The sequence below is a fragment of the Pseudomonas sp. GW821-FHT09C10 genome, assembly GCF_059418085.1.
This window is the reverse complement of record NZ_JBWKPE010000004.1, coordinates 227,824-252,683: the sequence shown is the minus strand read 5'-3', so window position 1 is coordinate 252,683 and position 24,860 is coordinate 227,824. Positions and strand designations below refer to the sequence as shown.

The 24,860-nt window shown below is 61.5% G+C and carries 19 protein-coding genes; 8 read left to right on the top strand and 11 right to left on the bottom strand.

All coding sequences use genetic code 11. The annotated features are described in order from the left end of the window. Positions 1-17: 17 nt before the first annotated feature. The 7 genes from AC07OT_RS10445 to aspA form a co-directional block, all read right to left on the bottom strand. Entirely contained in the window at positions 18-1,109 is a 1,092-nt protein-coding gene (locus AC07OT_RS10445) for a polyamine ABC transporter substrate-binding protein (RefSeq protein WP_495108014.1), read from the bottom strand. Further along, entirely contained in the window at positions 1,106-2,140 is a 1,035-nt protein-coding gene (locus AC07OT_RS10440) for a histone deacetylase family protein (protein WP_495108013.1), read from the bottom strand. Before AC07OT_RS10440 ends, AC07OT_RS10445 begins: the two co-directional genes overlap by 4 nt. Positions 2,141-2,282: 142 nt before the next feature. Next, entirely contained in the window at positions 2,283-3,275 is a 993-nt protein-coding gene (locus AC07OT_RS10435) for an AraC family transcriptional regulator (protein WP_495108012.1), read from the bottom strand. A 48-nt stretch (positions 3,276-3,323) separates the two neighbouring features. After that, positions 3,324-7,886 (bottom strand): hypothetical protein, encoded by a 4,563-nt coding sequence (locus AC07OT_RS10430; RefSeq protein WP_495108011.1) that lies wholly within the window; start codon positions 7,884-7,886, stop codon positions 3,324-3,326. A gap of 116 nt (positions 7,887-8,002) precedes the next feature. After that, positions 8,003-8,980 carry an asparaginase gene (locus AC07OT_RS10425; RefSeq protein ID WP_495108010.1) on the bottom strand — a complete coding sequence of 326 codons (978 nt, stop codon included), beginning with the start codon at positions 8,978-8,980 and terminating at the stop codon, positions 8,003-8,005. Positions 8,981-9,057: 77 nt separating this feature from the next. Next, positions 9,058-10,503 (bottom strand): alanine/glycine:cation symporter family protein, encoded by a 1,446-nt coding sequence (locus AC07OT_RS10420; RefSeq protein WP_065937955.1) that lies wholly within the window; start codon positions 10,501-10,503, stop codon positions 9,058-9,060. A gap of 391 nt (positions 10,504-10,894) precedes the next feature. After that, positions 10,895-12,319 carry an aspartate ammonia-lyase gene (gene aspA, locus AC07OT_RS10415; protein WP_025854459.1) on the bottom strand — a complete coding sequence of 475 codons (1,425 nt, stop codon included), beginning with the start codon at positions 12,317-12,319 and terminating at the stop codon, positions 10,895-10,897. A gap of 182 nt (positions 12,320-12,501) precedes the next feature. Here aspA and AC07OT_RS10410 point away from each other — a divergent pair, with 182 nt between their 5' ends. From AC07OT_RS10410 to AC07OT_RS10390, 5 genes are all read left to right on the top strand, one after another. After that, a complete protein-coding gene (locus tag AC07OT_RS10410) occupies positions 12,502-13,410 on the top strand; it encodes a LysR substrate-binding domain-containing protein (protein ID WP_115485444.1) in 909 nt (302 codons plus the stop codon). A gap of 262 nt (positions 13,411-13,672) precedes the next feature. After that, entirely contained in the window at positions 13,673-14,164 is a 492-nt protein-coding gene (gene purE, locus AC07OT_RS10405; protein ID WP_003176980.1) for a 5-(carboxyamino)imidazole ribonucleotide mutase, read from the top strand. An 11-nt stretch (positions 14,165-14,175) separates the two neighbouring features. Then, entirely contained in the window at positions 14,176-15,261 is a 1,086-nt protein-coding gene (locus AC07OT_RS10400) for a 5-(carboxyamino)imidazole ribonucleotide synthase (protein WP_027608240.1), read from the top strand. 105 nt (positions 15,262-15,366) lie between these two features. After that, positions 15,367-15,612 carry a GlsB/YeaQ/YmgE family stress response membrane protein gene (locus AC07OT_RS10395; RefSeq protein ID WP_016978642.1) on the top strand — a complete coding sequence of 82 codons (246 nt, stop codon included), beginning with the start codon at positions 15,367-15,369 and terminating at the stop codon, positions 15,610-15,612. 77 nt (positions 15,613-15,689) lie between these two features. Next, positions 15,690-16,226, top strand: a complete 537-nt coding sequence (locus AC07OT_RS10390) for a DUF3299 domain-containing protein (protein WP_053128148.1) — start codon at positions 15,690-15,692, stop codon at positions 16,224-16,226. Positions 16,227-16,346: 120 nt separating this feature from the next. Here AC07OT_RS10390 and AC07OT_RS10385 read toward each other — a convergent pair whose 3' ends face one another. After that, positions 16,347-17,246 (bottom strand): D-hexose-6-phosphate mutarotase, encoded by a 900-nt coding sequence (locus tag AC07OT_RS10385; protein WP_495108009.1) that lies wholly within the window; start codon positions 17,244-17,246, stop codon positions 16,347-16,349. Positions 17,247-17,303: 57 nt separating this feature from the next. Further along, positions 17,304-17,708, bottom strand: coding sequence for an acyl-CoA thioesterase (locus AC07OT_RS10380; protein ID WP_003176975.1), 405 nt, complete (start codon positions 17,706-17,708; stop codon positions 17,304-17,306). Positions 17,709-18,116: 408 nt separating this feature from the next. Here AC07OT_RS10380 and AC07OT_RS10375 point away from each other — a divergent pair, with 408 nt between their 5' ends. Further along, positions 18,117-19,406, top strand: coding sequence for an MFS transporter (locus tag AC07OT_RS10375; protein WP_027608244.1), 1,290 nt, complete (start codon positions 18,117-18,119; stop codon positions 19,404-19,406). A gap of 104 nt (positions 19,407-19,510) precedes the next feature. Here AC07OT_RS10375 and AC07OT_RS10370 read toward each other — a convergent pair whose 3' ends face one another. After that, positions 19,511-20,002: a PIN domain-containing protein gene (locus AC07OT_RS10370; protein WP_495100799.1), complete on the bottom strand. Its 492-nt coding sequence runs from the start codon at positions 20,000-20,002 to the stop codon at positions 19,511-19,513. Continuing rightward, positions 19,999-21,057 (bottom strand): helix-turn-helix domain-containing protein, encoded by a 1,059-nt coding sequence (locus AC07OT_RS10365; RefSeq protein ID WP_495100800.1) that lies wholly within the window; start codon positions 21,055-21,057, stop codon positions 19,999-20,001. The genes AC07OT_RS10370 and AC07OT_RS10365 overlap by 4 nt, the downstream gene beginning before the upstream one ends. Before the next feature lie 384 nt (positions 21,058-21,441). Between AC07OT_RS10365 and AC07OT_RS10360 the strand changes: the two genes are divergently transcribed. Both AC07OT_RS10360 and AC07OT_RS10355 read left to right on the top strand, forming a co-directional pair. Continuing rightward, positions 21,442-22,428, top strand: a complete 987-nt coding sequence (locus AC07OT_RS10360) for a phosphate ABC transporter substrate-binding protein PstS (RefSeq protein ID WP_016978637.1) — start codon at positions 21,442-21,444, stop codon at positions 22,426-22,428. Between the two features lie 384 nt (positions 22,429-22,812). Further along, positions 22,813-24,846, top strand: coding sequence for an ABC transporter permease subunit (locus AC07OT_RS10355; RefSeq protein ID WP_174562752.1), 2,034 nt, complete (start codon positions 22,813-22,815; stop codon positions 24,844-24,846). Positions 24,847-24,860: the final 14 nt, after the last annotated feature.

The window sequence follows — 24,860 nt, the reverse complement described above, 5'->3', positions numbered from 1 at the left end:
TTCCCGGCCACGTTTGCTCAGGTCCCGGACTTGATTTTGGACCAGGCGCGGGTCCTGGCGCGTTCGGCGTCGCGTCCCAGGGGTTTCAAGGTATAGAGCGTGGCCATCGCGGCTTCGGTGGGGTACAGGTTGGGGTTGTTGCGGATCGCCGGGTCCACCTGCCCGTTAGCGTCTTTGTTCGGGTTGGGGTAGCCGACAAAATCACTGATCGGCGCAATGACGTGCGGTTGCAGCAGGTAGTTGATGAAGGTGTAGGCGTCCTGGGGGTTCTTTGCGCCTTTGGGAATGGCGAGCATGTCGAACCAGATCGGCGCGCCCTCCTTGGGCAGGCGCATGTCGACGATTACGCCGTTCCTGGCCTCCTTGGCGCGATTGGCGGCCTGGGAGAAGCTGCCGGAGTAGCCGACGGCGACGCAGATGTCGCCGTTGGCAATATCGGCCATGTACTTGGAGGAGTGGAAGTAGGTGATGTACGGGCGGATTTTCAGCAGCAAGGCTTCGGCTTTTTCATAGTCCTTGGGGTTGTTGCTGTTGGGGTCCAGGCCCAGGTGCTGCAACGCCAGGGGCAGGATCTCCGAGGGTGAATCCAGCAGCGCCACGCCGCATTGCTTGAGCTTGCTGATGTTCTCCTCCTTGAAGATCAGGTCCCAGCTGTCCACCGGTGCATTGGCGCCCAGTGCGGCCTTGACCTTGTCGGGGTTGAAGCCGATCAGGATGGTGCCGTACATGTAGGGCACGGCGAATTTGTTGCCCGGATCGTTGGCCTCGATCAGCTTCATCAACTTGGGATCGAGGTGGTTCCAGTTCGGCAACTGGCTGCGATCCAGGGCCTGGAACACGCCGGCCTCGATCTGTTTGGCCAGGAACACGTTGGACGGCACCACCACGTCATAGCCGGAATTGCCGGTGAGCAGCTTGGCTTCCAGGGCTTCGTTGGTGTCGAAGATGTCGTAGACCAACTTGATCGACGGGTTTTGAGCCTTGAAGTCGTCCAGGGCCTTGGGGGTGATGTAGTCGAACCAGTTGTAGACCCGCAGGGTTTTTTCTTCAGCGTGCGCGGCAGTGCTTAATACGGCGGCGCAGAGCACAAGTGACTTGAACAGATTCATTCGACTGCCCCTTCAAAACCTTCGAGAACGTTGACGGCATTGATGCCGATTTCTTCTACCGCATAGCCGCCTTCCATCACGAACAGCGTCGGCTTGCCCAGGCGGGCGATACGCTTGCCCATGGCCAGGTAGTCGGGGCTGTCGAGCTTGAACTGCGAGATGGGGTCGTCCTTGAACGTATCGACGCCCAGGGACACCACAATGACGTCGGCGCCGTAGCCCTCAATGGCCTGGCAAGCCTGTTCCAGTGCGGCGCACCAGGTGTCCCAGCCCGAACCGGCCGGCAACGGATAGTTGAAGTTGAAACCCTCTCCGGCCCCGTCGCCCAGCTCATCGGCATAGCCGAGAAAAAACGGAAACTCGGCTTCCGGATGCCCGTGGATCGAGGTGAACAGCACATCGCTACGCTCATAGAAAATCGATTGGGTGCCGTTACCGTGGTGGTAATCCACATCGAGGATCGCAACCTTCCTGTGGCCCTGATCGAGAAATGCCTGGGCGGCGATGGCGGCGTTATTGAGGTAGCAATAACCGCCCATCAAGTCGCTGGCGGCGTGGTGTCCCGGTGGCCGGCACAGCGCGAAGGCACTGCGGGCGCCTTGCTGGATCGCCTGTTGCGCGGTCAGTGCCACCTGCGCCGCACTGTAGGCTGCCTGCCAGGTGCCGGCGGTAATCGGCGCGCCGCCGTCGAAGCTGTAGTAACCCAACTGGCCGTGCAGGCTGGTGGGCATGACGGCGCGCAAGGTACGGGCAGGCCAGGTATAGGGCAGCAGGTCGCCGTCCTGGCCGAACTCGACCCAACGGGACCAGGCACCTTTGAAAAAGTCCAGGTACTCGCGGCTGTGGATGCGTTGCAAGGGGGCCAGGCCAAAGTCCTGCGGCGCTTGCACCGGGCCGAGCTGGCGGTCCTTGATCCGCTGCAGCACATGTTCGGCGCGGGCGGGCATTTCGAAGCAGGGCATCAATTGCCCGTCCATCAATTCACAACGGCCGTGGTGCAGATGATGATCGTCCGAATAGATCGTCAGCATTGTTGTTGTTCTCCGCAGGCTGCTTGGGATGCCTTGCAGTGTTGCGGCGTGGGCAGGTTTGGAGAACGGCAGGAGCGGCCAAAAGGGGATAAATATGGCCAAAGCCTGTGTCCGTTATTCGCCCCATGTGGGGGCACGCGACTCAAGCGCGGAACTGACTCGGTGCCACGCCGCTCCAGCGTACGAAGGCGTGCCTGAAACTTGCGGTTTCACTGAAGCCCAACTGCTCGGCGATGCGATAGATCGGCAGTTGGTCCTCGCCCAGCAACTGCTTGGCCCGCTCGAAGCGTAACTCGTCCAGCAGTTCCTGATAGCTGCAACCCAGGTCATGCAGATGCCGGCGCAAGGTGCGCGGCGAACAGTTCATCTGCCCGGCCAGGCCATCGATGCCGGGGGCGGCGTTCAATTGGGCGGCCAGCAATTGGCGTACCCGGCCGAGCCAGGCCTGGCGCCCGGTGAATTCGGTGTTCTGTTTGCGGCAGCGCTCGCCCATGGCGCGGTGGGTGATGGGGTCGGCCAGCGGCAACGGCTGGTCGAGCCAGTGCCGGTCGAAAGCGAAGGCATTGGCACTGGCGGCAAAGGCAAGAGGGCAATCGAAGTGTTCGGCATAGCGTGCGCGATAGTCGGGGGCGCGGTGTTCGAAACGCGCACCGAGCAACGGCAGGGCATGGCCCAGCAGATCGTCACAGATGACCTTCAACGACACCAGGCAGAACTCGACATTGAAGGTGGCCAGCGCCGGGTTTTCCCGATACCCGTCGGCGGTGAACCAGATGCGCTGGCCGTCGTCTTCCAGGCTCAGCTCGAAAAGTGTTCCCAACAGCGCCGGATAGCGCAGGGCCAGGCGCAAAGCGTCACCGAAGGTGGCACTGGTCAGCAGCGCGTAGCCGAGCATGCCGTAGGATGACACGTGCATGCGCCGGCCCAACTCCAGGCCGATATCGCGGCGCAGGGCCACGGCATTGGCACATACGCGCATCTCCTGGTTGGTGGTGATGCGCGTGTCGGCGCGGTTCAGGTCGGCGCCGCAGATACCGCTGCCGGCCAGCAGCACGTCGCGGCTCACGCCCTCGGCCCTGAAGGTGTCGAGTACCAGGGAGACGGCGTTGAGCGTAGTCAGGTGCGAGTGCAGCATGGGGAAGTCCTGCCAGGGTTTGCCCAGAGGCAGCAAGGAGTGTGCCGCCTACTTGTGGTCAAAAAATAGCCGTTTGGCCGCCTCCAGGCTGATCTCGCTGCGGTAATAGTCGATTTGCTGCTGCTCGTTCAGGCCTTTGACCGAGTCGGCCGCCGAGCCTTGTCGATATTCATGGGTGGTTTTCAACCGTGCGCTCAGGTAGGCCTTGGCAGGCGTCCAGTCGGTCGAATAATGAAAGTGCGCGTACCAGAGCACTTGATGGGTCGCGCGCTCGGTGATGATGTATTCGTCCAGGTAGTCCGGTGTGCTGCTTTTGAGCCGGCGACGCCTCACGGATTTCTTGATGACGATCTCGTCGCGCTGGCTCAGCCATTCGACGCCTTTGGTGGTTGGGGGCTGCTGTTTGATCATGCGTACCATGCTTTCGGACGCGCGCCGGTACAGGTCCTGCGCCGCGTCGTTGAGCTGCTTGCCAAGGGCGGTTGCCGATTGGGTTTGATCCGCTGTGATGGTGCTGTCGGCCAGGGCCAGCTCGATGTGCCGGCTGGTTTCTTCCAGCAGCAACGCGTGACGGTGGTACAGGTATTCGATGCCGACGGCGGTGCGCCCGGCTTGGCGTGTTTGCTCGATGGCCCGTTGCTTGAACGCGGGCAAACCGTCCAGCAACGTGCGGCCCTGTCCGAGGCTGGACTGAAGCTCGGGCACCGCCTGCTCGGTGTGTGCAGGGCTCAGCCGTTGCACCCAGACGTTGGGGCTTTTTTCATGGAAGGTGGCAATGACCTGCCGGGTCAGCGGTGACTTGATATCCACCAGGTCGGTTTCAAGGCCGACCGCCGTCAGGCGTGGCTCGCCGATCATCACGCCGTTGTAACGGGTATGGATGAATTTCTTCAAGGGCTTGGGGGGCGTCGGTGGAGGGGTGGGCCGGTTGCGCAGGATGTCCCGCTCAGCGTGCAGCTGGGACAGATGGGTCAAGGCCTGCCTGGAGAAATCCTTGACCTGTTTGCGCAGGCGTTCCAGCGGGGAGAGGTGGGTCAGGCTGGAAAACTCCTGGGAGAAGTCCTCCAGGCGCTCGTCAAGGACCTTGAATTGTTCGATCAGGCTGCTCAGGGATTCAATGCGTTCGTCCAGCCGCGCCTCGCTGCGTTCGTTGAGGGTGTCGCGCAGGGCCTGGACCGACAGATCGGCGTTGTCGACAATCTCATTGAGGTTGGCCCAGGCCTGGGGTGCACGGGTCGCGCTGTCCTCCGGCAGGCACAACCTGCGCGCCAGGGTTATCTGCAGGGCCTTGAGGTCGATACTGGTGTAGGCCGGCAGTTTTTTCCTGGCGCTCTGGATCAACTGCACGCCCTCCTTGGCCAGGGCCTTGAGTTGAGTGAAGCGCGCATGGGTGTAGTCCAGGCGCGTGATCATGTCTTCACTCATCTCGGTCATTTGTCGCGCGTCTTCGACGTACCGCGCCGGGTGCCGGGTGTCGGGGTGTTCGAGCTGGTCAAGCACGACCCTGAGCTGGGGGGTGAAGGTGGTCTGGGCCTCCCTGATCGCGGCTTCGGTAAGCTCCAGTTGCGCTCTTATATAACCCAGGGCTTTTTGCTGATAGTCGGGGACCGGGGTGAACACACTCAGGGTCTTGAGGTGTTGCAGTGCCGCTTCGTAATCCGCGCTTTGCTGGTCGAGGGTGTCCATGTAGTGCTGGCGTTTGACTTCTGCAGCGTTACCGGAGACGTCGGTCATGGCCTGGCGGGCCTGTTGCAGTGCTCTTTGTGCGGTCTTCTTGGCGTTTTCGAAGGCCTCGAGCTTGGCCCGTACTTCGGCGGCCTTGAGGGTTGCTTCCGCTTCGGCTCTGTTGAGCATGCGCTTGGGGCCGCCGCCGCGCAGGCGCAGGCGGGTGTCGACGAACCATTGGCCGGCGGCGTTGTGAATCAGCGGCGGTCCGGTTCGATCCGGCTGCCGAGGGTCGATGATGACCACGTTGCCCTCGTCGTCCGCGCTCACTTCAAACCAGCGCTCGCCGACCTGTGCGTAGAAACGCTCGGCGACGCGGGTCAGGTGGCGGGTGGGCCCCGGGCGGGTGTCGACGCTGCTCGCTGCGCCAGGCTGGCTGACTTTAAAACGGTCCAGCACCCGCCCCAGGGTGGCGGCCGACCGATTGAGCGCGCCGCTGCTATGCAGCAGTGGAGTGTGACCCGGTGGGCTTTCATTACCGTCGATGGCGCCCAGCTGTTTGATCTCGACCCGCTGCCCTGCCGAGGGCTCGGTCGGCCTGGATTCACGCTCGGGCCGAGCGCCGCGGGGACGCAGGCGCGTGCTGATATGCAGGGTAATCGCCATCGACAGGTTCAGCAGTACGTCGGTGAAGGTGGTCCATTGGGCGGCGGTGTCGTCCTGTTCCGTGGCTCCGACAAACTGTTGCAACTGATCGACGACCTGCCAGATCCACAGGCCTGTCGCTACGCTGGGGCTGGTAAAGGGCAGCGCGGCATTGAGGAGCGTCCAGCCTGTCTGCTTGAGGGTCGCCCAGCGGTTTTCGGTATTGGAGGTCGACTGGCGGTCGGCCAGCTTGACCAGGGCCTGGGCGTTGGCTTCAAACAGGCCGGCGAGCAGGTCACCCTTGAGTGGGTCTTTGCCCAGGCCGATGGGGCCGCTCATGGTTTCCAGTGTCGAGGCGTCCACCAGAAAATCGGCGACGGCCCAGGGGGAAGGCAATTCTCCCGGGAACACATAGTTGGCGTAAGCATCGCGCGCGCTGTCCGGCAACCAAGCCAGCACCGAACGGCGCAGGTCGGGGGACTGGGCAATGGCGTACATCAGGTTGGTCGGGGACGGATATTGCACCAGGGCCGGCGTGAACAGCGGTCGATAGAGCAGGCAGGGGCCGGCGGCGGGATCTTGCGGGCCGATGACGTACATGTTTTCGACCTCATCGGCAGTGGCGTCGTCCCGCCGTTGCGGGATGAACGCCAGAGGCCGCATGACGATGGTCTGCCCGTCTACCGTGTGATCCGAGGCCTCGGCTTGCATCAGGGCGGCGACGTATCGATAGCCGCGGTCATCGATGCCGTCCTGCTGCTGAATCTTGCCTTGCAGGGCCAGCAACGGCAGCTGGATGCGCAGGTGCTGGATGTAGAGGTTCTTTCGCGATGAGGCCTCGCGAGGGATTTCCAGCAGCTTGCTTTTGATCAGTGTCGGGTAGTTCCGGCCGATGTCCACCCGGGAAATGAGGCTCTCGATGTACTCGACGGTCAGCCAGTCCGGCAGATTTTGGCCGTTATGCAGCTGCAAGGTCTTGTTGCCGACCGGGAGGGCGATCAGGTTGTGCAGCGCCAGTTCGGCGAGGTTGAAGGTGGTGGTCTCGGTCATGCCGGGCACCGCGAAAGTTCCCCACACCACCGGCTGCTGGACTTTCAGGGTGAGCGTGTCCAAGGCCAGGGCACCGGCTTGCGGATGGTCGTTGAGGATTTCCGCCTTGAGGTGATTGAGCGCGTACTGCTCGATGGGCGGGATATCGTCCTGATACGACTTGCCGCCGGTGCTGCTGTTCAGGGACGCGAGGTCCTTGAGATGCCGCGCATAGAAGTTCAGGTCGGACGTCGACGCCTCTTGCAGCCAGCCCGGCAGCGCCTGCTGGTACCACTCGCGGCCGGGGCCGGGGCCGGTGGCCAACTCGGTGGCACCGGGTGGCGGCGCCGTGTCCGGGTGGCGCACGCCGGAGAAGTCCAGGCTGCCGATGGCCTCGACCTGCAAGGCAATCAGGCTGCAGGCCTGGTGATCGAAAAAATTGCCGTCAGGTTCGAACAGGCGCCATTGCAACTGTGTGCGGGGTGCCGAGGTGTCCAGGCGGGCGGGCAGGCTTTGGCCCAGCTGTGCCAGGGACGTGAACTTCTCATAGCCCTTGAGCAGCGAGTGGGTGAGGATGACGTCTCGCCCGGCCTGCCTGCCGATCAGGACCGACAGCGCGAGCCGGTTGAGGTGGGTCACCTGCGCGCCGTCGACCTGATCGATATCGAGCAGGTAGGCGTGGCTGGTGTATGGGTCGTTGAGCCGTCGCACATCGTAGGTGGGCGCGTGAAACAACTGGCGTGCCATGGCGCAGTCGCTTTCGTTCCAGCCCGGTGCCTGCCGGACATTCCACACCCCGCGCAATGAGTTGGACAGCTGATGCCAATGGGGGCCGCTGCCGTTGCTTTTATTCCAGAACGCCAGCTGTTGCTCCTGCCAGGCCGCCAGCATGACGGGGGCCAGGGTATTGAGCAGATGGGCGATGTCACCGATGCGCACCGGCAAATGGGTTGGCGGCTCGGTGAGCGGTTGCTGGGTCAGGAAGTGTTCGCCTTCGATGTACAGGGTCGGTTCGCCGAGCACGGCCTGATCGGTCAGGCTGTCGCTCAGTGTGCGGTAGGCGGTGGTAGTGGCGCAGGCCTGTTCGTCGATGATCTCCCAGCCGGGGGTGCCGATCAGGCAGATATCGGGGTCGATTGCGAGTGTGGGGTAGCGGGCCTGCAGCGCCTGGCGCAACAACACCGCCGCCACTTCCCTGAACGACGGGCCTGTTAGCAGTTGGGTGAGCAATTCCAGTGGCTGTTGTGAAGCGATTGAGATGGGCGTGGTCATGGGGCATCCCTGTCTTGCCGGTTGATGGGAACGGCCCGAGGTGTTCGCTCGGGTGTTCCATGCTAGGGGCCGGCCAGCCAGGGAAGGGGGTGACTATCTACAGTGCGGCGGTGGGGTCAGCTCAGTTCGCCGCACAGGTCCAGCTCTACCAGTCGCCGGACTTCGGCGATGGACAGCCCGGCCCCGAGCAACGCGTTGAGCTTGCCGAATACCGCTTCACGGGTCATGCCGCCACCTGACAACACGCCCACGCTGCGCAGGCGGCTGCCGGCTTCGTACACATCCAGTTCCACGCCGCCTTCATGGCATTGGGTGATTGCCACGACCACGATGCCGTTTTCTTCGGCGCGCTGGAGGCTGGCAAGAAACTCAGGGTTATCGCTGGGCCCGGTGCCGCTGCCGAAGCATTCCAGCACCAGTGCCTGGATGCCGCTGCCGAGCAATGCGTCCAATGGTGCTGCGGCGATGCCCGGTACCAGCGGCAATACGCCGACATTGGCCAGGGCCTTCGGCTGGCGGTAATCCAGCGCGGCGGGCAGCGCTTCGGCCTTGGCCACACCGCCGTTGCGCTGCAGCGCGGCGAACGGATGGCGACCAAAGCTGCGGATCTTCGCGCAGCGGGTCGGGGCCATCAGCGCGCCGTGGAAGTACAGGTGCACGCCGGGCGCCAGGCCCTTGCCCAACGCCAGCAGGGCTCCGCTGACGTTTTCCCAGGCATCGCTGTCGGGTGCGCCGGCAGGCAACATCGAGCCGGTGAACACCACCGGCGCCGGCAAGCCCAACAGCTGGAAGCTCATCGCCGCCGCGCTGTACGCCAGGGTGTCGGTACCGTGCAGGATCAGCACGGCATCGCAACCGTCATCCACGGCCTCGACCACGGCGGTGCGCAGGCGCTGCCAGTAGGCGGGGCTCATGTTGGCGCTGTCGATCAGCGGGGACATTTCCCGGAAGCGCCAGGCGGGTACTGACACGTTGGCGAGCTGTTCGCGCATGCGCGCTTCAAAACCGGATGTGGGCGCCAGGCCATAGGCGCTGGCCTGCATGCCGATGGTGCCACCGGTGTAGAGCACCATGAGGTTATTGGCTGGGGACATCGAAGATTCTCCTGAACGAAAAACGCCGCCGGGCCCCGAGCATGCCCAAGGCCGGGCGGCGTGTCATCTGTCTACGCTCAGCGTTGCACTTGAGCGTTCAGTTCTGCCGATGCGGCAACGTCCGGTTTTGCCGGGTTGGCCGGCCAGGCCTTGCGGTCCAGGTCCAGGTCAGGGAACTGGCTGGAGTCGAACACCGGGGTCTTGATGCCTGCCGCGCGCTGGTTGTCGTAGTCGTTCAGGATGCGCATGGCGATCTTGAACAGGAACGCCAGGGCGAACAGGTTGACGAAGGCCAGCATGGTCATGGTGATGTCGGCGAAGGCGAACACGGTGCTCAGGTTCTCGATCGAACCCCAGAAAATCAGCACCAGCACCAGCGCGCGATACCCCATCAGCACCTTGCGGTTGTTGCCCACCAGGAAGCGCAGGTTGCTCTCGCCCAGGTAGTAGTTGTACATGATCGAGGTAAACACGAACAACGCCAGGGCCACCGAGATAAACATGCGGCCCCAGTCACCCACTACAGCGGCCAGGGAGTTCTGGGTCAGGGCAATGCCGTCGCCTTCGAAGCCCGGGGTGTAGAAACCGGAGAGCAGGATCAGCAACGCGGTGCAGGTGCAGATCACGAAGGTGTCGAGGAACACGCTGAACGCCTGGACCACGCCCTGGGCGATCGGGTGTTCTACCGAAGCGACGGCCGCTACGTTGGGCGCACTGCCCAGGCCGGCTTCGTTGGCGAACACGCCGCGTTTCACACCCATGATGATTGCACTGCCCACCAGGCCGCCGAAGGCTTGGTCGAGGCCGAAGGCGCTTTTGACGATGGTCGCGAGCATGGCCGGTACGTGGTCGAATTGCAGCACGATCACGTACAGGGTCACGGCGATGTAGACCAGGGTCTTGACCGGCACCAGCAGGTCGGCGATCGAGGCGATGCGCTTGATCCCGCCGATGAACACCAGGCCCAGCAATACCGCCAGGGCCAGGCCGGTGTAGGTGGTGTCCAGGCCAAACGCGTTGTTCAGCGAGTGGGTCACGGCGTGGGCTTGCAGGCCGTTGAAGGCAAAGCCGAAGGTCACCAGCAGCAGGAACGCCATGACCATCCCCAGCCAGCGCTTGTGCAGGCCGTGCTGGATGTAATAGGCCGGGCCGCCACGGTAGGTGCCTTCCGCGTCAGTGCGCTTGTACAACTGGCCGAGGGAGCACTCGATAAAGCTCGAAGACATGCCCACCAGCGCGGTGACCCACATCCAGAACACGGCACCCGGGCCGCCCAGGGTCACGGCAATGCCGACACCCGCGATGTTACCGGCACCGACACGCCCGGCCAGGCTGAGCATCAGCGCCTGGAACGAGCTGAGTTGGTCGGAGCTGTTTTTCAGGCTGTCGCGAAACACCGAAAACATGTGGAAAAAGTGACGCAATTGAACGAAACGCGAGCGGATCGTGAAATAACCGCCGAGCCCGACAATGAGCACGATCAGTACTTTCCCTGAGAGGAAGTCGTTGATGACTTCGAGCATGGAGTGTTCCTCGCTGATTTTTCTAATGGCAAACGCAGGACGGTCCTACCCCTCGCATAGCACCAGGCAGTGCGCGACGGTTCGACCCCAATCCTTTTGCGGGTGTTGTTATTCATGCGCTATCGCGTGTATCCGGGCTCGTTACCGACGGCCGCAGACGCGAAGAGGGGCGGCACTATACCTAGGCGAACGTGATCCGTCTGCTCGGGCTGATTAAAGGTTTCAGCCAAGCTGTTACAGGCAAGGAGGGTTTGCAGGGCGATATTGGATTTTTTATGGGCGTCATTTCACAACCTTGAGGCAAAAAAAAGGGCCTGAAGAACGAGCCTTCAGGCCCTCAAAAGGTGAGAGGTGTCTAGTCCCTCAACCTGGTGAGCGGTGCAACAAACGCTTAGGCCTTCAACGGGACCAGGCGTGGGGCAATCATGTTTTCGGGGCGCAGGATGTCGTCGAGCATGGCGTCGTCGAGCAAGCCTTCTTCGCGCACCAGTTCCAGCACGCCGCGGCCGCTTTCGAGGGCGATACGCGCAATGCGGGTGGCGTTTTCATAGCCGATGTACGGGTTCAGCGCGGTGACCAGGCCGATGGAGTGTTCCACCAGTTCGCGGCAGCGGGCTTCGTTGGCGGTGATGCCGACGATGCAGTGCTCGCGCAGCATGTCCATGGCGCGTTGCAGCAGGCGGATCGAGTCGAAGATCTTGAAGGCGATCAGCGGCTCCATCACGTTCAGTTGCAGTTGGCCGCCTTCGGCCGCCATGGTCAGGGCCAGGTCGTTGCCGATGACCTGGAACGCGACTTGGTTGACCGCTTCCGGGATCACCGGGTTGACCTTGCCGGGCATGATCGAGCTGCCTGGCTGGCGCGCCGGCAGGTTGATCTCGTTGATGCCGGTACGTGGGCCGCTGGACAGCAGGCGCAGGTCGTTGCAGATCTTCGACAGTTTCACCGCGGTACGCTTGAGCATCCCGGAGAACAGTACGAAGGCGCCCATGTCGGAGGTGGCTTCGATCAGGTCGGCAGCCGGGACCACTGGCTGGCCGCTGATAACGGCCAGGCGTTGTACGGCCAGGGCCTGGTAGCGTGGGTCGGCGTTGATGCCGGTACCGATGGCGGTGCCGCCCAGGTTCACTTCGGTGAGCAGCTCTGGCGCCAGGGTTTTCAGGCGGGCCAGGTCTTCACCCAGGGTGGTGGCGAAGGCACGGAATTCCTGGCCGAGGGTCATCGGCACGGCGTCCTGCAATTGGGTGCGGCCCATTTTCAGCACGTGGCTGAATTCGACGCCCTTGGCGGCGAATGCCTGGATCAGGCTGTCGAGGCTGGCCAGCAGCGCGTCGTGGCCCAACAGCAGGCCCAGGCGGATCGCGGTCGGGTAGGCGTCGTTGGTCGACTGCGCCATGTTCACGTCGTTGTTGGGGTGCAGGTACTGGTATTCGCCCTTGTTGTGGCCCATGGCCTCCAACGCGATGTTGGCGATGACTTCGTTGGCATTCATGTTGGTTGAAGTGCCGGCGCCGCCTTGAATCATGTCCACCACGAACTCTTCGTGGAAATCGCCGCGGATCAGGCGGGCACAGGCTTCGCTGATGGCAGCGTGCTTGGCTTCGCTGAGCTGGCCCAACTCGCGGTTGGCGTCAGCCGCCGCTTGCTTGACCATTGCCAGGCCGACCACCAATTTCGGGTAATGCGAAATCGGAACGCCCGAGAGGCGGAAGTTATTCACCGCTCGCAGGGTCTGGATGCCGTAATACGCTTGGGCAGGTACTTCGAGTACGCCAAGCAGGTCTTTTTCTGTGCGGAATGATGCAGCGGAGGACATGACGGAAATCATCTCGATATGGACCCGGAACAGGCCGGAACGCTGCGAATGCTAGGCTTGTAGGAAATTTTGGGCCAATGCTGTTAAACACTGGCCTATGCATAAACGGCATAATGTGAGTGTGACCCGGCTATCATGGCGGGCGTGTGTGCCAAAATGGTGCGTACCCGTGGGAGGCAGTGATGAACCTTGAGAGCAAATGGCTGGAAGACTTCAGTGCCCTGGCGGCGACTCGCAGTTTTTCCCAGGCGGCGGAACGGCGTTTTGTCACCCAGCCGGCGTTCAGCCGACGTATCCGCAGCCTTGAGGCCGCATTGGGCCTGACCCTGGTCAACCGCTCGCGCACGCCGGTTGAGCTGACGGCGGCGGGGCAGTTGTTCCTGGTCACCGCACGTACCGTGGTCGAGCAGCTCGGTGAAGTGCTGCGCCATTTGCATCACCTGGAAGGCGGGCAGGGCGAAGTCATGCAAGTGGCCGCTGCCCACTCCCTGGCGTTGGGTTTCTTTCCGCGCTGGATCGCGCAACTGCGCAACGAAGGCCTGAACATCGCCACGCGGCTGGTGGCTACCAACGTCGGCGATGCGGTGCATGCCCTGCGCGAAGGCGGCTGCGACCTGATGCTGGCGTTCTACGACCCCGATGCGGCGATGCAAATGGACGCCGAAATCTTCCCTTCACTGCACCTGGGCAACACCGAAATGCTTCCGGTATGCGCGGCCGACGCCGACGGCAAACCACTGTTCGACCTCGAAGGCGAGGGCAGTGTGCCGTTGCTGGCCTACAGCGCCGGGGCGTTCCTCGGCCGTTCGGTGCACCTGTTGCTGCGCCAGCGCGCGCTGCGCTTTACCACGGTGTACGAAACCGCCATGGCCGACAGCCTCAAAAGCATGGCCCTGGAAGGCCTGGGCATTGCCTGGGTGCCGCAACTGAGCGTGCGTGCCGAACTGGCCCGCGGTGAGTTGGTGGTCTGCGGCGGGCCGCAATGGCATGTGCCGCTGGAAATTCGTCTGTATCGCTGCGCGCTGGTGCGCAAGGCGAATGTGCGGTTGTTGTGGCGCAAGTTGGAAGGTGGCGCGGCGCAGAATGCCTGAGCCAATCTCGGGCCGAATGCAGGGCAAATGTGGGAGGGGGCTTGTGGTGATTTGGCTGACTTGAGAGTCAATAAAACCGCCACTTTGCCCCGCTAGACAGATGGTCATCCCAGGGGCTGTTTATCTGGATTATTACGGTATACTGCGCGGCCTTCGGCCGGTCCAACCGGCCACATTTCGTACAACAAGCCACGCCGGATTTCCCGCGTGGCTTGTTGTTTTTTGACGCGCCTGCGGGCGCCCAGAGAGAAGAGGCACGACGATGAGTGCATTGGTTGGCGTGATCATGGGCTCCAAGTCCGATTGGTCCACCCTTAGCCACACCGCCGATATGCTGGAAAAACTCGGCATTCCGTATGAAGTGAAAGTGGTCTCTGCCCACCGCACCCCGGATTTGCTGTTCCAGTATGCCGATGAAGCAGAATCCCGTGGCATCGAGGTGATCATTGCCGGTGCCGGTGGTGCCGCACACCTGCCGGGCATGTGTGCGGCCAAGACCCACCTGCCGGTGCTTGGCGTACCGGTGCAGTCGGCAATGCTCTCGGGCGTGGATTCGCTGTTGTCCATCGTGCAGATGCCGGCCGGTATCCCGGTGGCCACCCTGGCGATCGGCAAGGCCGGTGCCATCAACGCCGCCTTGCTGTCCGCCAGTATCCTGGGCGCCAAGCACCCGCAGTTCCACGCGGTGCTGAAGAAATTCCGTGCCGAGCAGACAGACAGCGTGCTGGACAATCCAGACCCACGTATCGCCTGAGGGTGTTGACGATGAAAATCGGTGTAATCGGTGGCGGCCAACTGGGCCGTATGCTGGCCTTGGCGGGCACCCCGCTGGGGATGAACTTCGCTTTCCTGGATCCGGCGCCGGACGCCTGTGCGGCAGCCTTGGGTGAACACCTGCGCGCTGACTACAGCGACCCGGACCACCTGCGCCAACTGGCCGACGAAGTCGATTTGGTGACGTTCGAGTTTGAAAGCGTACCGGCCGAAACCGTGGCCTTCCTGTCGCAGTTCGTACCGGTGTACCCGAGCGCCGAAGCCTTGCGCATTGCCCGTGACCGCTGGTTCGAGAAAAGCATGTTCAAGGACCTGGGCATTCCGACCCCAGCCTTCGCCGATATCCAGTCCCAGGCGGACCTGGACGCCGCCGTCGCCAGCATCGGCCTGCCGGCCGTGCTGAAAACCCGCACCCTGGGCTACGACGGCAAGGGCCAGAAAGTCCTGCGCACCGCCGCCGATGTGGTCGGCACTTTCGCCGAACTGGGCAGCGTGGCCTGCTTGCTTGAAGGCTTCGTGCCGTTCACCGGCGAAGTCTCGTTGATCGCCGTACGCGCCCGGGATGGTGAGACCCGCTTCTACCCGTTGGTGCACAACACCCACGACAGCGGCATCCTCAAGCTGTCCGTGGCCAGCACCGATCACCCGTTGCAGGCCCTGGCCGAAGACTATTCCAGCCGCGTGCTCAAGCAGCTGGATTACGTCGGTGTGATGGCGTTCGAGTTCTTTGAAGTCGACGGCGGCCTCAAGGCCAACGAAATCGCCCCGCGTGTGCATAACTCCGGGCACTGGACAACCGAAGGCGCCGAGTGCAGCCAGTTCGAAAACCACCTGCGCGCTGTCGCGGGCTTGCCATTGGGCTCCACGGCCAAGGTCGGTGAGAGCGCGATGCTCAACTTTATCGGCGTGGTACCGCCGGTGGAGCGCGTGATCGCCATCGAAGACTGCCACCTGCATCACTACGGCAAGGCCTTCAAGGCCGGGCGCAAGGTCGGCCACGCCAACCTGCGCTGCAAGGACCGCGCAACGCTGCAAGCGCAGATCCTCAAGGTCGAAGCGCTGATCGCCGAGCAATAACCCGGGGATCGGCGGGAACCATTCGGTTATCGCCGTCCTCTGATTGCAGGATGCCAAAGCCTGTCTAGGCTTTGGCATAGCTCACTTCATTCAGAGGGAAATGCCATGGGTATCATCGGAACCATCTTTATCGGCTTGATCGTCGGCCTGCTGGCGCGTTTCCTCAAGCCCGGCGACGACAGCATGGGCTGGATCATGACCATCCTGCTGGGTATCGCCGGCTCCCTGGCCGCGACCTACGGTGGCCAGGCGCTGGGCATCTACCAGGCGGGTCAAGGCGCAGGCTTTATCGGCGCACTGGTCGGCGCAATCATCCTGCTGGTGATCTACGGCCTGATCAAAAAGAAGTAATCAGCCGACAAAGTCCTCTGCGCTGCGCAGGCGCAGAGGGCTAGAATGCTCGCCACTTGTACTTGCCGAGCCTCTCCATGCGCCGTTTCCTGTTGACTCTCCTTCTGCTGGGCTCTGGCCTGGCCCATGCCGGTGAATTGCCGGAAACCGACTGGCTCGACCTGATGCCGCTGTCGGACCAGAAGGCCCTCGAGGCCATGCCCGAGATCGATCACAACTCCCCCGAAGCCCAAGGCACGTTCACCGACAAAGGTGGCCTGAAGCAGAGCAAAGGCTTGCCGGCGGTGATGTATTCGACCAAGACCGTGGCCGCCATGAATGGCAAGAACATCCGGATCGGCGGCTACCCGGTGCCTCTGGAAACCGACGCCAAGGGGCGCAGCACGCTGTTCTTCCTGGTGCCCTACCCGGGCGCCTGCATCCACGTGCCGCCACCGCCGCCTAACCAGTTGGTGCTGGTGCGTTATCCCAAGGGTTTGAAACTGGATGATATCTACACGCCGCTGTGGGTGACCGGCACGTTGAAGGTGGAGACGGTGAACAACGATTTGGCCGACGCCGCCTACGCGCTGGATGCGGGCAAGGTGCGGGTGGTAAAGGAGTCCGATCTATAAGCTTACGCTGAACCCAATGTGGGAGGGGGCTTGCCCCCGATAGCAGGGTGCCAGTAACTGTCTTTGGTGTCTGATTCACCGCTATCGGGGGCAAGCCCCCTCCCACATTTGGAACTCCATCTACCGGGTAACACCGGTGATGCTCACACCCAGCGTGTGGCTTTCACCCGGCGCCAGCGTCACCACATCATCCAGCACATTCGCCGTCTCGATGCACAGCATGCCCTGCCAGCCATCATCGGCCATGTCGTCGAAAGCCTTGGCGCGTTCGGTCCAGGGGTTCCAGATCACGGTGGATTTCGAGCCTTGGCTGGTGAGCTGGATGCGACGCTGCCAGTCCTGATCGAGGATGCTTAGCGACGGGGGCGTATCGAGGTAGATGCGGTCGGTCTCGGCAGTGAAGTGCAGCAGGCCGGACTGGGTTTTCTCGCTCCAGCCATCGGCGGTATCGATGTACGCCGAGCCGTCCAGGCCTTCGACCTGCACGTTGCGTACGTCGCTCACGGCGAAGTAGGTGTGCAGCGCCTGGCTGAGCGTGACTGTGTCGTCGCCACGGTTGTGGCTGGTCAGGCGGATGTGCAGTTGGTCGTCCAGCAGCAGGCTCAGGCTCAGGTCGACCTGATGGGGCCAGCCGGGGAAGCCGCCTGCAGGAACCGGTAGCTTCAGGTCCACCCGCAACGCTTCACCTTCAAGGGAGGTGCCGGCCAATGCCCAGGTCGCGGTACGCACGAAACCGTGAGCGCCCGCAGGCTGATCACTTTGGCGCATCGCCTTTACGCTGGGCGGGTTGCGGTCGAACACCCCAAACCAGGGCCAGCACACCGGGACGCCGGTACGAATGCCCTTGCCCTTCTTGAACACCGCCTCAGGATTCGGCCAGATCAGCGGCTGCTCGCCTTCGCGGCCGTAACTGAAGATATGCGCGCCCTGCTGGGCAATCATCAGCTCGGCGCCGTTATGGCGGATGCGCCAGCAGTCCAGTTCGTCGATTTTCACGGTCTCAACGTGGGGCGTAGGCATAGCAGGCACTCTCAATGGCAGGCAATGGGGCAATTGACCGTCAAAACCCCGCGAGGTTTAACGCGCGCGCGATGGCACCGAGCGTGTGCGGCCGCTGCCATCGATAGCGACAAATACAAACACCGCCTCGGTGACCTTGCGCCATTCGCTGGACAGCGGGTCGTCGCTCCACACTTCGACCATCATCTGGATCGAGCTGCGGCCGATTTCCAGGGCCTGGGTATAGAAGGACAGTTGCGCGCCCACTGCCACCGGCACCAGGAACGCCATGCGGTCAATGGCCACGGTGGCCACACGCCCGCCTGCGACCTTGCTGGCCATGGCGGTACCGGCGAGGTCCATCTGCGCGACCAGCCAGCCGCCGAAGATATCGCCAAAACCGTTGGTTTCACGCGGGAGCGCGGTGATTTGCAGGGCGAGATCGCCTTGCGGGATAGGATCTTCTTGTTCGAGTTCGATCATGCCGGGGGGCCTCTGACCCGTGACGCTTTTATAGGTGGAGCAAGGTGGATAGCCGACTATTAGAAAAACGTTTCAGCACAAACATACTCCGTTCGATACGTTTCTCGTAAGGCGTACTAAAGGGAAACTCTGCCAAATCGGCTGGATGGCACCCAACGACGTTTTGGCGCAGCAGCCCCTCAAGCCTGGGGTTCTTGCGCTTGCAAGGGCCGAGTATATCGAGACCCTGGCGCCACGACGACCTCCCGGCGCTCATTTGGTCGGTAAATAGCTGCTGTATCGCGGCTTTTGCGCGCAACTGTTCTCCTGGCGCTGTGCTTTTACAAGCGATTTGCTATCTTGCCAGACCGCCGCTGGTCCCGGGCGTGTCGTCCTTACCAAGCTGACTACTATAAGAGAAGCCTTGCCATGTCCTCCGTGCCTGCAAGCAGTGCGCAACCGTCGCGCCCGCTGACCCGCAACGACTACAAAACCCTGTCGCTGTCTGCCTTGGGCGGGGCGCTGGAGTTTTATGACTTCATCATTTTCGTGTTTTTCGCCACCGTGGTCGGAAAACTGTTCTTCCCTGTCGATATGCCCGAATGGCTGCGCATGATGCAGACCTTCGGCATCTTCGCCGCCGGTTACCTGGCACGCCCGCTGGGCGGCATCATCATGGCGCACTTCGGTGACCTGCTGGGCCGCAAGAAAATGTTCACCCTGAGCATCTTCATGATGGCCGTGCCGACCCTGATCATGGGCCTGCTGCCGACCTACGCGCAGATCGGCCTGTGGGCACCGGTCCTGTTGTTGTTGATGCGCATCATCCAGGGCGCAGCGATTGGCGGTGAAGTCCCCGGCGCCTGGGTGTTCGTCTCCGAGCACGTACCGCCGCGCCATATCGGCTACGCCTGCGGCACCCTGACCAGCGGCCTGACCGCCGGGATCCTGCTGGGCTCGCTGGTGGCCACTGCCATCAACACTATTTACAGCCCTGAGCAGGTCTCGGATTACGCCTGGCGCATTCCGTTCCTGCTCGGTGGCGTGTTCGGCCTGCTGTCGGTGTACCTGCGCCGCTGGCTGCATGAAACGCCGATCTTCGCCGAGATGCAGCAACGCAAAACCTTGGCCGCCGAGCTGCCATTGCGTGCCGTATTACGTGACCACCGCGGTGCCATCGTGTTGTCGATGCTGCTGACCTGGCTGCTGTCGGCCGGCGTCGTGGTGGTCATCCTGATGACCCCGACCGTGCTGCAGACCATCTACCACTTCAGCCCGACTGTTGCGCTGCAAGCCAATAGCCTGGCCATCGTGACGTTGAGCCTTGGCTGCATTGCCTCCGGCGCCCTGGCTGACCGTTTTGGTGCCGGGCGTGTACTGGTAAGCGGTTGCGCATTGCTGCTGGCGACTTCCTGGACGCTGTACCACAGCCTCATGACCCACCCGGACTGGCTGTTCCCGCTGTACGCCTTGACCGGCCTGTTCGTCGGCACCATTGGCGTGGTGCCTTACGTGATGGTGAAAGCCTTCCCGCCCGTGGTGCGCTTCAGTGGTCTGTCGTTTTCCTACAACGTGGCCTACGCCGTGTTCGGCGGGCTGACGCCGCTGGCGGTGTCGCTGCTGATGAAGGAAAGCCCGATGGGCCCGGCTTACTACGTGGCTGTCCTGTGTGTGATGGGGATGGTGGTGGGTGGGTATCTGTGGAAGCGCGGACGGTAATATCAGTTCAGGAGCAGGCTGTAGAGGCTGAATTTTCTACTTTGCCAGATGGACAGGGTAATTTTTATAAGTGCTGGATGGATATTCAATATCCGAGTTGAGTTTCATATGACTTTCCAGCCAGAGATCCGTATTTGACATTCTGATGCTGGCAAGCGGGCGCCGCCTGCCAGCATCCGTTCGAGTGCCGTTGCTGCGCCAATAGCATTGAGTACTCGATGTTCGACCATGAGGTCGAGTAGCCAAAGTGCGCCGTGTACCTGCAGTCCATCTCGAATTGCCTGGCGACGTAGCTTCCCATCGCCAGTGAGTAAGGGTCTTCCGGTTGTTTGTGCCAGCAGGTAGCAAGAAACGTCGGCCAAGGAACTGTTGTTGTGTTCGACCTTAAGTCCTAAGAGTTTTTGCACGCCTCCCTCATCAAATGATTCGACAACCAGCCCTTGGGCGAGCAGTTCCTCATGAGGGAAATCCTCAAGCTCATGCATGACGAAATCGGTGCAGCAGAGGGTAAATGGCAGCCTGAACATATGCTCCAGCAATCCAGCGTTCCTGAAATCAATCCAGATGTTGGTATCGCTGATATAGATCAGGCTCATGCACTCTCCAGTGAGCCTAGAAAATTGGGGTCTAGAGCCCTCACAGGACGCCGCAGTAACTCGGCCGCTCGTGATTGGGTGATAAGGCTTTCCGCTAACCCCCAGAAAACGAGTGACTCAAAGCGCTGAGGTGGTTTGCAAGGTAACGGCTCAGGTTCTGCTTTGCGCCAGCCATTGCTACTGAATTGAATGGTCAGGGACTTGTAGCCGCTTTCCCCTAACAGTTTGAGGTCCTTCAATCGACGGAGCGCCGCATGCATTGAGAGCCCATATTGGCGCTTAGCAATCAGTAGTTCTCTAGGGTGGACACGGGAGCGTTGGTGATTCCCAAAATCTCCGGTAACGCTTTTAGAGGGATAAAGGAACGCTCCTGCGAAGCGGTGACAGCAGTTTTCTTTATCGCGCTCGGGCATATCATCAGGCAATTTCATCACCCAGTGACCCAATTCATGAGCAGCGGTGAAGCGAATACGTTCACCTGCTCTCTGAGCATTTAAAGCGATCAACACATGTTCGCCGTCATGGGTGGCTGCGCAAGCGCCATCGAAATCGTCCGGCCCATCCAGCATCACCACTTTAATGCCGTGCTCTTCCAACTGTTCAGTCAGATGAGCAATAGGATCTTCACCTATATCCCAATACTTACGGAGCTCATCCGCCGCTCGTTCCGCTTCCTCTATGGAGGAGACCGGGAGCATTTGGGCTGGGGTTTCGGCAGTCTTGATATCTTGTGGATCGAAACACTCCTCAAGGGATATATAGCGTTCCAGGTGCTCTCGAATCTGTTCCTCCACCTGGACCTGACGATATTTAGGCATCTTCGCAAGCTTGCGGAACTCCAACGGTGCGAGTGGCAGTGCCTGAGTACGAAAAAAATACTCGGGGCTTACCTCCAGTGCTTTTGCCAACTGCAGAAGGCGCTGAGAGTTTGGGGTGCTCAACCCTTTTTCATATTTGCTCAGGCCTTGCTTGGTTATGTCGCCGAGACGCAGTGCCAGTGCTTCCAGCGACATGCCACGCAATAACCTTGCGCGGCGAATTCGGTCATTGATCATGTGAGGTCTCCTTAGGTTGACAAGACTATTCTTTGCTTTTGTTTTGTCAACCTGAGGCGCGCCGTGAAGGGGTCAGGTTTTAACTGCAGTCCCGACCGCTGAATTTGCAGCGGCGCGGGGAGGTTAGTAAGGCTGGTTCCGAGCCACAACCCTAAATAGCTGTGGGAAATCTCCGATCAGCAATTGCAGAGAGTTTTCAAACCAGAGCCTCATTACGTTCATATCGCCGCTCCAGCCTGTATTTCCAACCGTTTTCTTCTTAACTGCGAATGCTCGCCCAATGCTGGCCTTTCATCCAATTGTCATATTTCAGACATAGAGTGTTCACACGGCCTCTCGATACTTGGCCCCGATCCAACTATCCCTATCTGCTAGGAGCAAGGCATGAAACTGAAACGTTTGATGGCGGCAATGACTTTTGTCGCTGCTGGCGTTGCGACCGCCAACGCGGTGGCCGCAGGTGTTGATCCGGCAATCCCGGCTTACGTCAAGACCACTGGTGTGTCGGGCAACTTGTCCAGCGTCGGTTCCGATACCCTGGCCAACCTGATGACCCTGTGGGCCGAGGGTTACAAAAAGGAATACCCGAACGTCAACATCCAGATTCAAGCTGCCGGCTCCGCCACCGCGCCACCTGCGCTGACTGAAGGCACCTCCAACCTGGGCCCGATGAGCCGCAAGATGAAGGACACCGAACTGGCGGCCTTCGAGCAGAAGTACGGCTACAAGCCAACCGCTATCCCGGTTGCCGTGGATGCCCTGGCCGTGTTCGTGCACAAGGACAACCCGATCCAGCACCTGACCATGGAACAAGTCGACGCGATCTTCTCCTCGACTCGCCTGTGCGGTGGCAAAGCCGATGTGAAAACCTGGGGTGACCTGGGTGTGACCGGCGACCTGGCCAACAAGCCGGTGCAACTGTTCGGCCGTAACTCGGTATCCGGCACCTACGGCTACTTCAAGGAAGAAGCCCTGTGCAAAGGCGACTACAAGCCTAACGTGAACGAACAACCCGGCTCGGCTTCGGTCGTGCAGTCGATCAGCTCCTCGCTGAACGGCATCGGTTATTCGGGCATCGGCTACAAGACCGCCAGCGTGAAGACCGTGGCCCTGGCCAAGAAAGGCAGCACTGACTTCATCGAAGACAGCGAAGAAAACGCCCTGAACGGCAAATACCCGCTGTCGCGTTTCCTCTACGTTTACGTCAACAAAGCCCCGAACAAGCCTCTGGCCCCGCTGGAAGCCGAGTTCGTGAAACTGGTTCTGTCCAAACAGGGCCAGGAAGTGGTCGTCAAGGACGGCTACATCCCACTGCCAGCCAAGGTTGCCGCCAAGGCCCTGGCTGACCTGGGTCTGAAAGAAGGCAACTGATTGCCTCTGCGGGGCCGGGATATCGGCCCCGCATCCGAATTTTCTAGTCCGCTGCCAGCCCTGCTTCGCGGCGGATTTGTTGCGTCACTGCACTGTCATCTTTCTGTCATACAGGATCGCTAGGGTGTGCGCATGAATGATCTGGCCAATTCCACCATGACGACAACTTCTCCCCCCAAGCGCATTGATTTCAATACGCCTGAGCTGCAACGCAAGCGCCGTATTCGCGCGCTCAAGGATCGCCTGACCCGTTGGTACGTGCTGGTGGGCGGGCTCGCCGTTCTGGGTGCGATCACCCTGATCTTCTTTTTCCTCGCCTACGTGGTCGCGCCACTGTTCCAAGGCGCCTCGCTGACCAAGGAAGACGCACTGACGCCCGCCTGGATGCAGGACGCCGGCAAGCCATTGTTGATCTCCCTGGAAGAGCAGAACCAGGTCGCCATGCGGGTTTCCGACAAGGGCCAGGCGCTGTTCTTTGACGTCACGAGCGGTGCCGAACTCAAGCGTGTCGACCTGCCGCTTGCGCCCGGCGTGAGCGTGGCCTCCATCGGTGAGGACCAGCCGGGCAGCCCGCTGGTGATCCTCGGTTTGTCCAATGGCCAGTCCCTGGTGTTCCGTCACACCTATAAGGTGTCGTACCCGGACGGCAAGAAAACCATCACGCCTGCGATTGAATACCCCTACGGTGAAACGCCGATCGTGCTCGACGATGCCGGCCGTCCGTTGGAGCATGTTGCCCTCAACGCCACCGATTCGTCGCTGGTGGTGGCAGGCTCGGCCGGTTCGCACTTGAACGTGCTGACCCTGAGCCGCGAAGAAAACATGATGACCGGTGAAGTCACCAGCGAGCAGAAGCGTGTCGAGCTGCCGCAAATGACCGAGCCGGTGAAGGCGATCTTCATCGATCCGCGCCAGCAGTGGCTGTACGTGATCAACGGGCGTGCCCTGGCGGATGTGTTCAGCCTGCGCGACAAGAGCCTCAACGGTCGCTACAAATTACTGGAAGATGGCACTGCCGAAGTCACCGCCAGCACCCAGTTGGTGGGTGGCATCTCGCTGATCGTCGGTAACTCCAAAGGCGGCCTGGCCCAGTGGTTCATGGCCCGTGACCCGGATGGCGAGCAGCGCTTCAAGCAGATCCGTACCTTCCAGATGGGCACCGCGCCCATCGTGGAAATCACCGCCGAAGAGCGGCGCAAAGGCTTCACCGCCCTCGACGCTTCCGGCAAGTTCGGCGTGTTCCACAGCACCGCCCACCGCACCCTGCTGGTGGATCCGGTGGTCGACGGCCAGGGCGTGTTTGGTATGTCGCCGCGCGCCAACCGCGTGATCGTCGAAGCCGGCGGCAAGCTGCAGCCGCTGCTGCTGGATAACCCGCACCCGGAAGTGTCCTGGAGTGCGTTGTGGAGCAAGGTCTGGTACGAAAACTACGACGAACCTAAGTACGTCTGGCAATCGACCGCCGCCAACACCGACTTTGAACCCAAGATGAGCCTGGCGCCATTGACCTTCGGTACCCTGAAGGCGGCGTTCTACGCCATGCTGCTGGCGGCGCCGCTGGCGGTTGCCGCGGCGATCTATACCGCTTACTTCATGGCCCCGAGCCTGCGCCGCAAGGTCAAGCCGGTGATCGAACTGATGGAAGCCATGCCGACGGTGATCCTCGGCTTCTTCGCCGGTCTGTTCCTGGCGCCGTATGTCGAAGGGCATCTGCCGGGGATCTTCAGCCTGCTGATGCTGTTGCCGATTGGCATCCTGGTGGCCGGGTTTGTCTTCAGCCGCCTGCCTGAATCCATCCGCCTGCGGGTTCCCGATGGTTGGGAAAGCGCGATCCTGATCCCGGTGATCCTGTTCGTGGGCTGGCTCTCGCTGTACATGAGCCCGTACCTGGAAACCTGGTTCTTCGGCGGCGACATGCGCATGTGGATCTCCCACGACCTGGGCATTACCTACGACCAGCGCAACGCCCTGGTGGTCGGCCTGGCCATGGGCTTTGCGGTGATCCCGAACATCTACTCCATCGCCGAAGACGCCGTGTTCAGCGTACCGCGCGGCCTGACCCTGGGTTCCCTGGCCCTGGGCGCCACACCGTGGCAGACCATGACCCGCGTGGTGATCCTGACCGCCAGCCCAGGCATCTTCTCGGCGCTGATGATCGGCATGGGGCGCGCCGTGGGCGAGACCATGATCGTGCTGATGGCCACCGGTAACACGCCGGTGATGGAGATGAACCTGTTCGAAGGCCTGCGCACCCTGGCGGCCAACGTCGCGGTGGAAATGCCCGAGTCGGAAGTCGGCGGCAGTCACTACCGCGTGCTGTTCCTCTCGGCGCTGGTGCTGCTGCTGTTCACCTTCATCATGAACACCCTCGCCGAGCTGATTCGTCAGCGTCTGCGCAAGAAATACTCGTCGCTTTAAGAAAGGTAGAAGTC